This window comes from Mesorhizobium sp. CNPSo 4670, assembly GCF_057784235.1.
Genome location: NZ_JBWJFQ010000003.1, coordinates 226,733 through 242,303, shown reverse-complemented (window position 1 = coordinate 242,303; position 15,571 = coordinate 226,733). Strand labels below are relative to the sequence as shown.

At 63.5% G+C, this 15,571-nt stretch carries 14 protein-coding genes; 8 read left to right on the top strand and 6 right to left on the bottom strand.

Going from position 1 to position 15,571, the window contains the following annotated elements; all coding sequences use genetic code 11:
• Nucleotides 1-37: 37 nt before the first annotated feature.
• Nucleotides 38-373 carry a hypothetical protein gene (locus tag AC0ZT5_RS07470; RefSeq protein WP_488495898.1) on the bottom strand — a complete coding sequence of 112 codons (336 nt, stop codon included), beginning with the start codon at nucleotides 371-373 and terminating at the stop codon, nucleotides 38-40.
• Nucleotides 374-526: 153 nt separating this feature from the next.
• Nucleotides 527-1,129 carry a DUF924 family protein gene (locus tag AC0ZT5_RS07465; RefSeq protein WP_477283059.1) on the bottom strand — a complete coding sequence of 201 codons (603 nt, stop codon included), beginning with the start codon at nucleotides 1,127-1,129 and terminating at the stop codon, nucleotides 527-529.
• Nucleotides 1,130-1,461: 332 nt separating this feature from the next.
• Between AC0ZT5_RS07465 and AC0ZT5_RS07460 the strand changes: the two genes are divergently transcribed.
• Complete coding sequence (locus tag AC0ZT5_RS07460; RefSeq protein ID WP_488495897.1) at nucleotides 1,462-2,985, top strand: winged helix-turn-helix domain-containing tetratricopeptide repeat protein; 1,524 nt, start codon at nucleotides 1,462-1,464, stop codon at nucleotides 2,983-2,985.
• Between the two features lie 288 nt (nucleotides 2,986-3,273).
• On the opposite strand, the gene gloA2 is transcribed toward AC0ZT5_RS07460, so the two are convergent.
• The 4 genes from gloA2 to AC0ZT5_RS07440 form a co-directional block, all read right to left on the bottom strand.
• On the bottom strand, nucleotides 3,274-3,657 hold the full coding sequence (gloA2, locus tag AC0ZT5_RS07455; RefSeq protein ID WP_488495896.1) for an SMU1112c/YaeR family gloxylase I-like metalloprotein: 384 nt from the start codon (nucleotides 3,655-3,657) through the stop codon (nucleotides 3,274-3,276).
• 167 nt (nucleotides 3,658-3,824) lie between these two features.
• Nucleotides 3,825-4,058 (bottom strand): hypothetical protein, encoded by a 234-nt coding sequence (locus AC0ZT5_RS07450; protein ID WP_488495895.1) that lies wholly within the window; start codon nucleotides 4,056-4,058, stop codon nucleotides 3,825-3,827.
• Nucleotides 4,059-4,288: 230 nt separating this feature from the next.
• Nucleotides 4,289-5,545, bottom strand: a complete 1,257-nt coding sequence (locus AC0ZT5_RS07445; RefSeq protein ID WP_488495894.1) for a glycoside hydrolase family 5 protein — start codon at nucleotides 5,543-5,545, stop codon at nucleotides 4,289-4,291.
• Nucleotides 5,542-6,711, bottom strand: a complete 1,170-nt coding sequence (locus AC0ZT5_RS07440) for a DUF1972 domain-containing protein (protein ID WP_488495893.1) — start codon at nucleotides 6,709-6,711, stop codon at nucleotides 5,542-5,544. The genes AC0ZT5_RS07445 and AC0ZT5_RS07440 overlap by 4 nt, the downstream gene beginning before the upstream one ends.
• 315 nt (nucleotides 6,712-7,026) lie before the next feature.
• Here AC0ZT5_RS07440 and AC0ZT5_RS07435 point away from each other — a divergent pair, with 315 nt between their 5' ends.
• From AC0ZT5_RS07435 to ligD, 7 genes are all read left to right on the top strand, one after another.
• A complete protein-coding gene (locus AC0ZT5_RS07435) occupies nucleotides 7,027-8,196 on the top strand; it encodes a glycosyltransferase family 4 protein (protein WP_488495892.1) in 1,170 nt (389 codons plus the stop codon).
• On the top strand, nucleotides 8,193-9,506 hold the full coding sequence (locus AC0ZT5_RS07430; RefSeq protein ID WP_488495891.1) for an MATE family efflux transporter: 1,314 nt from the start codon (nucleotides 8,193-8,195) through the stop codon (nucleotides 9,504-9,506). The genes AC0ZT5_RS07435 and AC0ZT5_RS07430 overlap by 4 nt, the downstream gene beginning before the upstream one ends.
• 153 nt (nucleotides 9,507-9,659) lie before the next feature.
• The gene (locus AC0ZT5_RS07425) at nucleotides 9,660-10,754 is read left to right on the top strand and encodes a GNAT family N-acetyltransferase (protein ID WP_488495890.1); all 1,095 of its coding nucleotides are present in this window, start codon (nucleotides 9,660-9,662) and stop codon (nucleotides 10,752-10,754) included.
• 155 nt (nucleotides 10,755-10,909) lie between these two features.
• Nucleotides 10,910-12,127 (top strand): GNAT family N-acetyltransferase, encoded by a 1,218-nt coding sequence (locus AC0ZT5_RS07420; protein WP_488495889.1) that lies wholly within the window; start codon nucleotides 10,910-10,912, stop codon nucleotides 12,125-12,127.
• 178 nt (nucleotides 12,128-12,305) lie between these two features.
• The gene (locus tag AC0ZT5_RS07415; RefSeq protein ID WP_477283080.1) at nucleotides 12,306-12,482 is read left to right on the top strand and encodes a Flp family type IVb pilin; all 177 of its coding nucleotides are present in this window, start codon (nucleotides 12,306-12,308) and stop codon (nucleotides 12,480-12,482) included.
• 121 nt (nucleotides 12,483-12,603) lie between these two features.
• Entirely contained in the window at nucleotides 12,604-12,828 is a 225-nt protein-coding gene (locus AC0ZT5_RS07410; protein ID WP_184875376.1) for a hypothetical protein, read from the top strand.
• A 69-nt stretch (nucleotides 12,829-12,897) separates the two neighbouring features.
• On the top strand, nucleotides 12,898-15,390 hold the full coding sequence (ligD, locus tag AC0ZT5_RS07405) for a DNA ligase D (protein ID WP_488495888.1): 2,493 nt from the start codon (nucleotides 12,898-12,900) through the stop codon (nucleotides 15,388-15,390).
• The last annotated feature ends 181 nt before the right edge of the window (nucleotides 15,391-15,571 follow it).

Here is a 15,571-nt window from a genome sequence, read left to right as displayed (position 1 = left end):
GCGCGATGAACCTGCTGAGAGCCACAGGGAATTTGGCTCATGCGGGCAGACCTGCTTCTACCAGCAAACGCTCGAGTTCGCGAACCCTCTCGGGATCTCGGTATCGCTCGCCACGCGCGAAGCCGGAGGCGGTAAGATCGGGCTTGCACCCTAAAGCCTCTCTCGCCATGCGATGAGCTTCGTTGGCTCGATTGAGTTGTATGAACGCCGCGGCGCGGTAAAGCCGCGACCGATTGGTTTGAAAGGTGAGTTTGCCAAGGGATGCAAGTGCGTCGTGGTATCGGCCCAGTGCGAAAAGGGCTACGCCGCGTTCCTCGACGCACCACACCGGGAGGAACGGGTCAAGCATTTCGGCTTCGTCGAGGAGCCGCAACGATCTCTCTCCTTCTCCGACGAACGTGAAAATCGCTGCGCATCTTGCTTTGATGTAGGCGTCTGTCGGGTTGAGTTCGATCGCGTTGCAGTTGTGAGCGAGCGCCTCGTCGTAGTTTCCCTTTATCAGGCTGGCTCGGCGAAAACGTACTGTTCAGAAGCCTCTCCCGCACCTCGACAAGAACGCCCTTTCCTCGACCGTGGACTGGCGCCCGAGGACATCGTTCCGATGTGGAAAGCGACCGAAGCGCGCAATAATATCGCGATGCTTCCGGATTTGGTCGACAGTCGGCTGCCAGAGGGGCCGAGATTCGGCGGACGCCGCCACCAGCCTGCCTTCGGCTAGGCCCAGGATGTAGTTCTGGTCGTCTAGGTCCTCGTGATGCACGAAAGGAAGGCCCAGCGTGAATTGCTCGAGCGTCTCATAAGCCTCCCATCCATCCGCAACCATTGTCCTCGCGAGATCTCGGGCGAGCGGGTCGTAGGCATATGCCTCGGCACTGGCGCGGTGGATATTGCGTGGAAACTGGTCGAAAAGAACGACCAGCGCTATCGCTTCCTGACGGCCCAGTTGCTCCGGGGCCCACGTTTGTCCAGCAGCTGCAGCGATCAAGTGACCGAACCTTCCGCGTATGACCTTGTCGGTCGCGTCGGATTGTTCCATCCAGAACCTGACGCGCTCGCCTGCCATGGCCTCAGTGCAGGGCTGTCCTCCGAACCAGAACTGGTAGATGTGGCTGAGATCCGCTTTGTCCATCCGATGAGCTCCTCTCGATTGATGCGGGTTGGAAGATCCAGTGCGCCACCACCAGCGCAGCCGTTGCGAAGTTGAAGAGGATCGCCAGCAGCAAGCATGTCGATGGCCCCCTGGCTGTCTCGTGCTGGGTTTCTATTGTCTTTCTTTGCAGCGCACTCTGGTCACGGAGCAGTGCAAGCTCGGCGAAGGGGTCATGCCAAACGTAGGGAAACATCGGGGCCTCCTCCCGTATTGATCGATGATTATGGGAGATTGGCGTAAGGGCGCGGATCGAGTATCGAAGAGGGTCCGAAATACTTCCGAAAAGTGAGCCAGCAAGATCGACCGGCGACATGCACCCGCGCTTGAATATTGGCGATTTGGAATTTGATCCGGCGACGGAATCGGTCCGCCGCAACGGCGAAACATGGTCGCTCGGTTCTCGAGGCTCCCGTCTCCTTGCAGCCCTGCTTAGTCGCCGCGGCGACATTCTCACCAAATCGGAGCTGATGGATGCTGCATGGGAAGGGCGAGCCGTAGAGGAAAGCAACCTTTCGGTACAGGTTGCCTCGCTAAGGAAGATCCTCGGCAAGGGCTCTCACGGCGACATCATCGTTACGGTGCCCCGCATCGGATATCGCCTGGCATTGCCCGACGTCTCTGGCCGTCCTGCCTCGCCGCTCAGCGAAAGGCCGTCGGTGGCGGTTCTTCCCTTCTTCAACCTGAGCGAAGACCAGGAGCAAGCCTACTTCGCCGACGGCCTGGCGGAAGAAATCATCGGTGTCTTGGGCAAGGTTCCGGGACTGTCGGTCATCGCTCGCAACTCGAGCTTTGCTTATCGCGACCGGAACATTGACGTGAGAAAAGTCGGCGCCGACCTCGAGGTCCGGTTCGTGCTGACCGGAAGCGTGCAGCGTTCCGGCCAGAGGCTGCGCATGTATGTAGAGCTGGCCGACGCCGCAAATGGCTCGCAGGTCTGGTCGACGCGGTTCGATCGCGATCTTACCGACATTTTCGCGATCCAGGATGAGGTTGCTCGCGAGGTCGCGGACGCGCTTCGCCTTTCGATATCTCCGCGCACCACTCTAGTCGAGCTCGAAGGAAAGTCGGCGAACCTCGAAGCGTTGGACCTCTCCCTTAGAGGCAGAGCGATACTGTTTGCAGAGAGTCCATCTCTGGACCGGGCGCGCGCCGGCATCGAACTCATGCGCCGTGCGCTTGCCGTCGATCCCACCCTGCCCGGGCCCTACGTCGCCCTTTCAATAGCGTTCTTGACCATGGCCGTGAACCGTTGGCTACCGGACGTCACCGCCGGGATCGCTGAAGCACGCCGATGCGCCGATGCCGCCGTCGAAATCGATCCGGACTTTGCACTGGGCTACGGCATCTCGTCGATAGTGGCCTTGATGGAAAAGGACGGCGCCCGCGTCGAGAGCGACTCCCTCAAGGCCTTCGAAATCAACCCCAACCATACCCTCGTTCAAGTGGGACGCGGCAATGCGTTCACGCATGGCGGCCGACCACTGGAAGCTATCCCCTACTTTGAGGAGGCCATCCGGCTCGACCCGGCGCTGACTCACCAGAACCTGCACCACCTTGCAACGGCATACCTGTTCGGAGCACGCTACGAAACGGCAGCATCGCTGCTCCGGGCGCGCATCCTGCTGGTCCCAGAAACCGATATGTCGCGCGGCTACTTGTGCTCGGCGCTTGGTCATTTGGGTCAAGTTGAGGAGGCCCGCCGAGTCTGGAACGATCTAACTGCCATCAACCCAGCGTATTCACTTCGGGAACGCCTTTCGAACTTCTGGTTCGCCAGTCCGTCCGATCCGGAGCGAATTGTTGAAGGTGCCGCCAAAGCAGGTTTGCCGATCTAGCGCACAATTCCGGTGGTGGATCCTCGGATATTCCCCTAGTCCCTGTGAAGGAAGCCGCGCGGATAAGGCCAGTTGCGAAGCTGGTTGGCAAACGTGCCGCCTCGGCTGTTCGCTCGGATGTCCGCATTCGGGATGCGGCTAGGGTCTGCTCAACGACCGATATGCGGCGCAGAGCCGTCGGCCTCCTGGCCCGTGGCAAGGAGCCCGGTGGCGCACCCGAGTTGACGGATCATATTGCCGACCGCCGTTCCCACCTCCGATGACATGGTCGCAAAAGCGAACCGTTCCTTACGGGGTTTCGTAGAGTTCCAGCGGCAATCCATCCGGGTCGCTGAAAAAGGTAAACCGTTGGTCTGTATATGGGTCGATCCGGATTGGCTCGACGGGAACGCCGGCGGCTTCCAGGCGCATGATTACGGGATCAAGATTTGCCACGGCAAATGCCAGATGTCTCAGGCCTGTCGCCTCTGGATGGGACGGCCGCATCACTGGTGCAGGGAAGGAGAACAATTCCAGCTGGACGGACCCGATCCGCAGATCGGCCTTCCATGACTGCCGCTCCTCCCGATAGACCTCCCGGATCAGTTCGAGGCCGAGGAGTTCGACGTAGAACCGTCGCGACCGATCGTAGTCGGTGCAGATGAGCGCGACGTGGTGAATGGCGTTCAGCATGCCGCGAACTCTAGCCAAGCTGGGATTTGAGGCCAAGGTCGCCATTGGGTGCGCGGCTTTTTGTTGATGTCGTCGTTCGCCAGGCCGCCTCGTCCATACGGATTTTCATCTGCGCCCAATCGGCGGCATGATGTTGCCGCCGACGCGCTTGAGACCCGCGCGCGGCTCTACTGGTCCGAAAACTTAACGCTCACGCCGCGCTGGCGAAAATAAGCCTGCATCAACTTGCGGCCCGAGCGGTTGTTCTGCGCCAATTTGGTCGGATCGAACACCGCCTGTTTTAGCCCTTCTCGGGTCAGCGCCGCCTTCAGCGTCGCGATATGTGCGTCGATGTCGGCATTGTCCGCCCGGAGCGAGACATAGATACTTTCGGTCGCCTGGGCCACGGTTGGTTCGTTCACTGGTGTCGTCCTTTGGTTTGTTGAGCGGCGGCTACCACAGTTTCGCGGCTCTGGCGATACCGATGAGACTGAAGTCGTCTCCACCGGCATAGCAGGATCCTGGCGCATCCCGACCCCAAGATGGTCGCTGGAGATGTCTGCTTTCGGGCAACCGCAAAATTGGACTCTACGTCCAAGTTGCGGCGCGAAGTTGCCGTTCGCGGCATGGAAGACGTAGGTCGGTTTTGACCCTAGTCCGCCGGCATGGTCAGGCCAAGTGCTGCGATGATGTCCGGGTCGAGGGCCCGCGTGGTGTCGTCCATCATCCCCATGCCGTCGAAGAGATTCCAGAATGCCCAGCCAAAGCCGAGATCCTCGGCACCCTGGCGCACGTCGGCGATGTAGCGTGCCCGATCGGGATTGGGCGCCGCCACATAGCGGGCGTCGGTGCGCAGCGCGCCGAATTCGCCCATGATGATGCGTTCCGGCGCAAGGCCGTGACTGTCGCCCCAGGCGCGAACCTGGCGGAGATATTTGTCGACAAAGCGCCGGTCGGGCTGGGCGTCGAAATAGACCTTCAGCACGCGCTCGGTTTCCGCATAAGCGGCTTTCTTGGCCTCATCCGTCGTTTCGGCATCCTGCGCCATGCGCGCCCTGACCGACGCCAGCGTCGCTTCCAACGAGCCTGCGGACGCCGGCCACGGCACGTTGTTGAGCGAGCGGTAGATGGGCTCGCGCATCCACGGCGCGCCCTGATGGCTGAACAGATAGGGCTCATAGAAGTGGAAGGTGAACAGGATCGGCTCGAACGGCGACAGCGGTGCCGGATCGAGCGCGGTCAGCCCGCCGACCATCGAGCCGCAGCCTCCGGTGACGACCAGCGGCAAGGTTGCGGCCGATGCCCTTGCCGCGGTCAGAAGCGCGAGTTGGACCTGCGACCAGGCCTGCGAAGCGCAGGCCTGCGGCGGCTCGTTGACGGCTTCGAGCGCCACCTTGCCGGGCTGGAAGCGCTCCAGCCTGCCAGCGAGCTCGCCGATCAGCCCGCGATAGAGATCGAAGGCGGGCGCGGTGACGCTGGCGACCATGCGGTCAGGATTCCAATAATGGGTGGCGCCATTGGCTTGCACGTTGACGATGATGCCGAGACCTGCATCGAGGGTGGCGGTGACCGCCGCGTCCAGCATGTCCAGCAACAGGCCGCGCGTGGTGGCGTCGGCCGCCATGAACGGGCCGGGATCGACCGGCAGGCGGATGAAATCGAGCCCGGTGTCGCGCAACCGGCGCAGGTCGTGGGCGGTCGGAACCGGCCGCTGCTGCTGGAAGGGCGGCCAGCCGTAGTCGGTGCGCGGTGCCGGGAATTCACGCGTCAGCGAGAACCAGGGCCATGCGTTGACGCCGCGCCGAAAGGGAGGCTCGTCGGCGCGGGCGAGCGGCGCGAACGGGAGAGAGCCAAGTGCCGCGGTCGACAGCGCCGTCCGCAGCACCCGCCGGCGCGACCAGCCTGTCATGCAGTGCCGGGCGATGCGCGATTGGCCGCGACGGCCTCGTCGGCGGTGACACCGAGAAGCCGATAGGCTTCACGCTCATAGGCAGCCAGGACATCCTCCCAGCGGAAGGCTTCGCGGGCGCGCACCCTGGCCGCGATGCCGCAGTTCCGGACCAGGGCGTCATCGTCCTGCGCCTGTTGCATCCGCTCGGCGCAACTGTCGGTGTCGGTGAAGTAGATCGCGGCGGCACCAGCGGTCCAACGATTGAACGGATTGTCGTGCGCGATCACCATGTTGCCGGCCGCCAGCGCCTCGACCAGCGACGGGTTGGTGCCGCCGACCGTGTGGCCATGCAGATAGGCTCGTGCGTGATAGCGCAGTGCCTTCACCGTCGCCTGGTCGTAGATGGCGCCCGGCAGAACCACCGATCCGTTGGCCGCCTTGCGGACGGCGACATGATAGGGGATTTCGTCGGACAGCGTCCCGAGCACCACCAGCTTCATGTCGCGTTTGCGGCTGCAGAAGGCTTCGACGATCGGCAGGATGTTGTTGTCGGGTTCGATCCGCGCGATCGAGATCAGATAGCGCCCTGGCTCCAGGCCCAGTGCCCGGACCGGCGCCTCTGGTGCCGATGTCACCGGATCGGCGCCATAGGCGATGGTGGCGATGGCGCTGCGCGGCCGGCGCGTCGCCAGATGGTCTGCGATGGCAGGATGATCGGCAACCAGGCGATGCGAGGCCCAGGCGCCAATCCATTCGTTGAGCCAGAACCAGCCGCGCGCCGCCATCCCCCATTTGGGGCGCCGCCACTCGATGCCGTCCATATTGGTGAAGATCTTGCGCCCCTTCAGCCTGAGCCAGGTCAGGAAGACCGCGCCGTTGTAGCCGAGCACCAGGCAGACGCCCGGCCGCCTGGCGGCGTCGCGCACACATTGCCAATCGAATTCCAAGGTCGCGCGCGGCCCTCTCGACGCAACCTGGACGTGGATGAGTTCGATGCCGCGCCAGGTTTCGCTGCGTGCCCTCTGGTCGATCCGCTCGACCTCCTCCTGGCAATAGACGCCGACCTTCCAGCCGCGCCCGGCAAGAAAAAATGCCAGTCTTTCGGCGAAGGTTTCAAAGCCGCCATGGGCAGCGGGTATGCCGCGCGTCCCCAGGATCAGAATGGCAGGCGTCTCTGGTTTCATGGCCGCTGGCACTTTCGGAACTTTATATATTAGCGATTGCTGCATCATCAAAATCGGATGGGCAACTTCCATGCCATCCGACGATTTCGGCGTTCGGGCGGATGATCATCGCGCGGGGTTGTAAAAAAACTGTATTGAACCCCGTGGTTGTTTCATTATCGGTCAACCCTTCTGTGCGTATCTGTGTCGAAACGAGGCATTGCCAGGGATTGGGCGTCCGCCAGTCGGGCGGATCAATCAGGCATGGTTCTTGCGAAAAGGTTCCCGCATTCCAGCGCCTGGTGCGATGGCTGCGGCACCTGGCGGGATACAAAGATGCGGATTGCCTGCGTTCATCAGGGCTATGAACTCTATGGTTCCGACCGCAGCTTCGCGGAGAGCGTTGCTGCGCTGCGCGCCGCGTTTCCGTCCGCCGACATCGAGGTGGTGCTGCCGCGCAGCGGGCCGATCGTGCAGATCTTGGAACGCCATGCCAGCCGCATCGTCTTCGAGCCGCTCTGGGTGCTGAGGCGCCAGGCCATCCTGCGGCTGGCGACGGTCGAGATGGCGCGATTGCCGATGGCCGTGCTTCGGGCATGGCGACGGCTCCGGGATTGCGATCTCACCTACGTCAACACCTCGATCGTGGCCGACTATGCTCTGGCCGCGCGCCTTCTCCCTGACAAGGCCATCCTGCATATCCACGAGATCCCCGAAGGCGTCATGCGCAGGATACTCGTCGGCCTGATGCGCTGGAGCCATGCGGATCTCATCTTCAACTCGCGCGCGACACGCGCCGCGTTCGGCGATCCCAAGGTCTCGCGCACGCATGTCGTCTACAACGGTGTCGAGGGGCCAGCGTCCGCCGAACCAATGACCTATGACGGCAAGCGCCCGTTGCGGGTGCTGCTGCTCGGCCGCGTCAACAGGATCAAGGGCCAGGAGATCCTGCTCCAGGCGATCGCTTCGATGTCACCGCAATTGCGGTCGAGAATCGAGGTGCGGCTGGTCGGCGGCGCCTTCGAAAGCGTCGAGCGCGAGCGCGCGCTGGCCGAACTGGTCGAAAGCATGGGCCTGGCCGAACGGGTCAGCGTGTTGCCTGTCGTGACGGACCCCTCGGCGCATTACCGCTGGGCCGACATCATCACCGTGCCGTCGCGGCGTCCGGAATCGCTGGGGCGTGTCGCCATCGAGGCAATGGCCTATGGGCGACCGCCGCTGGTGTCTGCCATCGGCGGCCTGGTGGAAGTGGTCAGCGATGGCGTGACCGGCTGGCATGTTCCGCCCGGCGACCCGACGGCTCTGGCCGACAAACTGCGGGAGATCGTCCTGCGGCCAGATGCCTGGCGCGGTTTCGTCGCCGCGGGGCGGTCGCGATACGAGGAGATTTTCAGCGAACCGGTGGCGGCGGCGGCGATCGCGGCGATCGCTACCGACAAGTTGAGGGTGGCGCTGGCGAAGCCTGGCCGGGCGCATGCCGCCCGCGAAGCGGAGACCAGTCCGTGAAGTTCGTTTTTCCAGGCCATCTGCTGCGACGCCTTGTGCTGATGATCGGCGGTGAGGCCATACAGAGCGGCTTTCACTTCGCGCTGAACATCGCGCTGCTGCATGTGCTGTCGGCGGAAGGCTACGGCATCTTCGCCATCGCGATGGTGATGGGGGGCGTTGGCCTGTCCTACATCAGATCACTGACCGCCGTCCCCGCCAGCATATGGATGGGCAAGAGCACCAACAGGGCCGGGGTCGACGCGCACGACGTGACGTTTGGAGGGGCGGCGGTGGTCGTCGCGTCGATCATGGGCGCCGCGACAGCGCTGCTGATGCTGTTGTGGGGTGACGCGGGCAGTATCGCCGCCGGGTGTTTCGTCGGCGCGTGGTCGCTGCGCAGCCATATGCGCACGGCGTTCTTCGCGCGCCGCCAACAGATGGTCGTCAGCATAAGCGATTTCGCCTTCACCGTTGCCGGTGCCGCAATGGCTGCGCTGGCGATCTACACGGCGCCGAATGTGCTGCAAATGGTGTTCTATGCCCTTGCAGCGGCCAATGTGATCGGCATAGCCGTGCTTGCCCGCCTGGCGCCCCGTCCGCTTCGCATCAGTTTCCGAGCGCCCGTGCGGCGACGCTATGCCAGGCTCTGGCGCCAACTGCGCTGGTCGGGATTCAGCGCGACGACCACCAACATTCAGGGTCAGTGCCTGGCGCTGCTGGTCGCGGGCATCGCAGGTCCGGCGGCCTATGCGCCCATCGCGGCGGTTATCGTCCTGTTTGCCCCACTGCGCATCGTCAGCCTGGCCTTTGTGAACATGCTGCAGCCGGAGCTTGCGAAGATGATGGGGAACAATGAAGTCAGGAGGGTGTGGATGCATGCCAAGCTATGGTCGCTTGTCATGGGGCTCGGCAGCCTGGTTTACGGAGCCTGCATCCTGTTTGTCCTGCCGACGATAAAATCCCAGTCGCTCGCGGGAGCTTCGGTCAGCGTCATCGGGCTTCTCGCAGTGGCGAACTTCGTGCCGATCATGCTCTACATCATGCCGCGCATCGTCCTCGAGATACTCGGCGAATTCCGGGTCGTGGCGTTCATCACAACGGCCGGCGCGGTCGTTGGCCTGGTCTTGATCGCAATCTTGCTCGCTATTGCTTCCCCGTCATGGTCGCTTGCGGGTGCCGCGGTCTCCGAGACCGTCGTGCTCGTGGCCTCATGGTATTTCGCACACCGCCACATACTCGCGCTTGAGGGTGCGGATGGCCTGCATGACAGCCAGCCGAAATCGTGGCGACGCACCGAACCCGCCCCGCTCGCCACGGGAAAAAGGTAGGAGATGGACGTGTCGATACGGACGTTGACGACTGTACCGCCCGATGCGCCGACGGCTGGAGCGCCAGTACCGGCCGGGAAAGCTATCGATGCTTCCCGAAGCATTGCGGGGGGAGCTTACACGGCGCGGCTGCACACCAGTCTCGAAGCCGTCATGCCGCGCTGGCTTCAATGCCAGGCGAATGGGACGTGCTCCGCCCATCAGCTCCATGCATGGGTCGAGGGGATCGTCAAACGGCTGATGCCCGAAGGCGCCGAGCTGCTCATCGTCGAAGTGGCCGATGCCGGGACCGGTGAATTCAAGATGCTGGTACCGCTGATGCGGCGATCGAGGCTCGGACATCGCGTGATCGAATGGCTGAGCTGCGGCGTCTGCGATTATTCAGCGCCGCTTCTGTCGGACAGGAGCCAGTGGACCCCGCAGGCTGCCGAAGCCGCCTGGGCGGCGGTCCGATCCGTCCTGCCACGCGCGGACCGCATCCACATCACGGGAATTCCACGGCAGGTCTATGGAGTGGCCAATCCACTGGCGCTGCTGGCGATCGCGCAAGGGTCCAGCCTGATCACGTCCGGCCTCGTGCTGGATGGCGACCCTGAGACCCTGATCAAGCGCCATGGCAGACCGTCCTTCGTCAAAACCTACTACAAGGATTGGCGCCGGCTCGAACGGCACGGCACCGTGGATATGATCGAGGCCAACACGCCGGCCTTGATAGAGCTCGTCTTCGGCGCCCTCGTCGAAATGCGGCTCAAGCGGTTTCGCCAACTGGGGCGTTTCGATCTCCTGGCGCAGCCGACGGTTGTCGATTTCTATCGAAACGCAGCACTCCAGGGCCTGTCCGATGGATCGGTGCGGATCTTCGGACTGCGGGTCGGCGAGGATTGGGTCTCTGTCCAGTACATGCTGGTCCGGCAAGGCACATTGCATGCCCTGCTGATCGGCATGGACCTGGAGGTGGTGCCCAACGCCTCACCGGGTCTGGGGCTGATGGGCGAGCTGATGGTTTGGGGACTGCGGCAGGGGTTCGACTATTTCGACCTGTCGGTGGGCAGCCAGCCTTACAAGGAACAGTTCGGCGCCGTGAGTTCGGTTTTGGCCAAGATCGACGAAACGCTGACACCGCTTGGCAAGGGCGTAGCAGCCGTCGCTTCGCTTCGCGACCGGGCCGAGGTTTTCGTGCGGTCTCATCCGCGGCTGCTCAAGACCGCCCAGGGCGTCATGCGCGGGTTGCGAAAGTCGAAGGGCTGAGGGCGGCCGCATTTCCTGCTTGATCCATACCAAAGAGGCTCGCGTTGATGCGCCTGTCTGGTCTGGAAGAACGCTGGTAGGCGGGTCCATGCGGCTGAAAACAGGATCGCCGGCGACCGCATCCGGTCGTCGCGGGAGAAAGGCAGGAGGCAGATATGTCGAGCCAGGCAATGCGGATGGCACCGATTTCGGCGGCGCAGGCTCCTGCTCCCGCCGCCAGTACTGACGCCGCCGAACGCGCCTATACGGCGCGGCTGCACACCAGCCTTGAGGCGATCAAGCCGCTCTGGCTAGAGTGGCAGGCCAATGGCATCTGCACCGCCCATCAGCATTACGCCTGGGCCGAAGGGATCGCCACGCGGCTGATGCCCAAGGGTGTGGAACTGCTCGTCGTCGAGGTGAGCGACGCCGCGACCGGCGAGCCCAGAATGCTGGTGCCGCTAATGCGGCGCCGGGCCTACCGCCACTATGTGGTCGAATGGCTGAGCTGCGGCGTCTGCGACTATTCCGCGCCGCTGCTGGCGGATGCCAGCCCGTGGACAAGGCAGGGCGCTGAAGCCGCCTGGGCGGCGGTCTTGTCGGTGCTGCCGCCGGTGGATCGCATCCACATCGCCGGCATCCCGCAACAGGTTTTTGGCGTGGCCAATCCGCTGGCTCTGCTTTCGACGACGCGCGATTCCATCCAGGTCACCTCGGGCCTGGTCTTGCACGGCGAGCCCGAGGATCTCATCAAGCGCATCTGCAGGCCGTCCTTCGCCAAGGACTTCCGCAAGCACTGCCGCCGCTTTGAACAACTGGGCGGCCTCAGCCTGGTAGAGGCCGACACGCCCGCCCTGACGGAGGAGCTTTTCGGTACGCTGCTCGAGCTGCGGCTGAAGCGCTTTCGCGAGCTTGCGCGTTTCGATCTCCTGACGCAGCAATCGGCCGTCGACTTCTACCGGAACGCGGCCCTCCAGGGCCTGTCCGACGGATCGGTGCGGCTCTTTGGACTGCGCGTCGGGCAAGCCTGGCTCGCCTCCATGCTCGTGCTGGCCAGAAAGGGCACGCTTCATGGCATCCTGCTCGCGATCGACAAGGATGCGGTCGCCAATGTGTCACCCGGCCTGACGACGATCGCCAAGCTGATGATGTGGGGGCGCGAGCGGGGATTCGATTACTTCGACCTGTCGGTTGGCGGTCAGGGCTACAAGGAACATATTGGTGCCGCGAATTCGGTCCTGTCCGAGATCTGCGAACCGATGACACTGCGGGGCAGGGGGGCGAATGCCGCCATCTTGTTTCGCAGCCGAGCTGAGCGTTACGTGCGCACGAGACCGCTGCTGCTCAAGACCATCCAAGGCATGGCGCGCCGCCTGCGGCGATTGAAGGACTGAAGCCAGTTCTCCGAGGCGAGGGTTCGAGCGGTCCCGCCTCCGGCAGCAGGCAGCCCCACGACTTGATGTCTTAATTCAAGCCGGGGTCCGAGCACCTTCATTAGCTTGGTCAAATTTTAACCGAACTGCAATCTGTGGGGTTTATTAGATGCGGGAGGGATTAGAAGATAGGAATAATATGCCGAAGTTATTTTCCCGTTTCATCCGCGATGAATCCGGGGCGACCGCCATCGAGTATGGGCTGATCGCCGCGCTGATCGCGCTTGCCATCATCGCCGGCGCCGGCGCGCTCGGCAATGCGGTCAACACCAAATTCAAGGTGATCGGCAACGCGGTCAACAGCAGCGGGTCGTAAGCCTCGGGCCTGGTTCGTCTCCGCGAAATTGACAGGACGGCGGGTCTCCGTCATCCTTAACTCCAGTCGCCAGGCTGCGGACCGCGGCCATGTGGGTGTCGGGGCGACCGAGGGCAGCGTCATGTTCAGTCCCGTCATCGGCCAGAATGCAAAGCGCTCCGCGGTGCGCAAGGCGCTCGACCGCCACAAGGTCTACATCACCGCGCAGAGTTTTTCGGCCGGCGCCTACCAGGCGCGCGTGCTGGTCGATGGCGAAGCCTACTGGGTCGACGAATTCCGGCTCGCCCAACTGCAGCAAGGCTTGTCGCCGGCCGAGCTCGAGTTGACGCCGGCCACCGACGATTGAGAGCGTGAGGCTCAAGAGCAGCGCTCTGTCGGGACGCTTGCACCTGGCGGCTGCGCTTCGATCCATGCCATGACAACCCCACCCAAGCTCAAAGCCTATCGCGCCAAGCGCGAATTCTCGAAAACGCCGGAGCCCGCTGGCGGGCTCGTCGCCGGCGAAGGCAACCGCTTTGTCGTCCACAAGCATCACGCCACCGCCGATCACTATGATCTCCGGCTGCAGGTTGGCGGCGTGCTGAAGAGCTGGGCGGTGCCGCGCGGACCGTCGCTCAATCCGGCCGACAAGCGGCTGGCGGTCGAGACCGAGGATCATCCGCTGGAATATATCGACTTCGAGGGCGTCATCCCCGAGGGCGAATATGGCGGCGGGCCGATGATCGTCTGGGACACCGGCAGCTGGGCACCGATGGACGACGTCGAGAAGAGCCTGCAGACCGGCGCCTTCAAGTTTCGGCTGGCCGGTGAGAAGCTGAATGGCGGCTGGATGCTGACCAGGCTCAAACCAAAACCCGGCGAGGACCAGAACAAGAAGAACTGGCTGCTGTTCAAGGAGCGCGACCTTGCCGCCGACACCGCGCTCGACATCCTTGAAGCGCGGCCGGAAAGCGTGAAGTCCGGTAGGCGTATCGAGGAACTGGTGGCGCCCGCGAAGCCGGTGGCCAAGCCCAAGCCGGGCGCACTGAAGCCGGGCACGCTGCCGGGCGCATTCAAGGCGCCGGCACTCAGCCGCATCGAGCCGCAACTGGCGACGCAGGTGTCAAAGCCGCCCGATGGCGAGGACACCAACCAGGTCTGGCTGCACGAGATCAAATTCGACGGCTACCGCACCATGGCGCATCTGACCGACGGCGTGGTCAGGCTGATCACTCGCGGCGGCATCGACTGGACGAAGCGCTATGGCGACCTGCCGCATGCCTTCGCCAAACTGCCGTGCCGCGACGCCATCATCGACGGCGAGATCGTCGTGCTCGATGCCAAGGGCATCAGCCGTTTCGCGCTGTTGCAGGAAGCGCTGTCCGGAGGCGCCGGCAGCAGACTGCATTTCTATGCCTTCGATCTGCTCCATCTCGACGGCTGGGACCTGACCAAGGCGCCGCTGGTCCGGCGCAAGGCGTTGCTGGCACAGCTGCTGTCGGGCCTCGGCGCCAATTCCGCCATCCAGTTCTCCGACCATGTCGAAGGCTCGGGGCAGGGGCTCTACGACCAGGCGTCGGAACTCGGACTGGAAGGCGTCGTCTCCAAGCGCGCCACCGCGACCTACCAGAGCGGCCGCACCAAGAGTTGGACCAAGACCAAGGCGCTGGCGACCGGCGACTTCGTCATCGCCGGCTACACCACCTCCGACGCGGCCGAGGGGCTGGCAGCCCTAGGGCTTGCGGAATTCGAGGACGGAGAACTGCACTATCGCGGCAAGGTCGGCACCGGCTTCGATACCGGGACCGCTGCCGAATTGCTGGCCAGGCTAGAGCCGCTCACCTCAGGCGCGACGGCGCCTGAGGGGGTGCCGCGCGAAATCATGCGCGAGATGCACTGGGTGCGGCCGCTGTTTTCGGCCCATATCCACTATGCCAACCGCACCGCGGACAACGCGCTGCGCCACGCGGTGTTTCGCGGCTTGAGGGATGTCGGCCTGTCGACGCCGGTGTCGGCCAAGCGCAAGCGGCTGATCTCTGAGGCCGATCTCGCCACCATCTGGGTGACCAACCCGACGCGGCGGCTGTTCGGCAAGACCGGGCCGACCAAGCTCGATATCGCCGTCTACTACGCGTTGGTCGGCGACTTCATGCTGCCGCACATTCTGGGACGGCCGGTGTCGCTGGTGCGCTGCCCGACCGGCCTGCCGAAGGATTGCTTCTTCCAGCGCCATGCCTTCACCGGCATGCCTCCCTCGGTGGTGACCTTCGAGGCGACCAATTCCGAGGGCGAGACCAAATCCTATCTCTCGGTCGAAGGCGCCAAGGGCTATCTGGCGCTGGCGCAGTTCGGCGTCGTCGAATTCCACACTTGGGGCACGCATCGCACGAGTCTCGACAAGCCCGACCAGATCGTCTTCGACCTCGACCCGGGCGAGGGGATTTCGTGGCGCGAGGTGGTCGATGCGGCGGTGCATATCAAGGGCGAGCTCGAGGGGCTCGGGCTGGTGCCCTTCGCCAAGACCTCGGGCGGCAGCGGCATCCACATCACCGTGCCGGTGACGGGCAAGCAGAACTGGAAGAAGCTGCACCAGGCGACCAGCGCCATCGCCACGCATCTTGCGGCAACCGCGCCCGACACGTTCACCACCACCATGGGCAAGGACAACCGCAAGAAGCGCATCTTCATCGACTATCATCGCAACGCGCGCGGCCACACCTCGGCCGCCCCTTATTCGCTGCGGGCCCGCACCAATCTGCCGGCCTCGACACCGGTGAGCTGGGCGGATCTGGAGTCGATCGATGCACCGCAGGATCTGAACTATTCCTCGCTGCCGGGGCTCTTGGCGACATCGGGTGATCCTTGGGCGGAGATCGATGAGTTCGCACGGGATTTGCCCCTTCACAAGTTGGGTTCCTCGCGCCCATGAATGAGGTGAGGCACCGAAGTCCATCGACGGTCCCGACAATTTGAATTATTCTTCCATCTCGACATCGTGCCGACCTAAAACATTTCGTCAGGGATTTGCCTGTATTGTGCGGGGTCGGTGTAGGATTTCAGTGGCGTCGCTCGTCCTTCGGACGAACAGCGCTACACCGGTGTGACAGTGC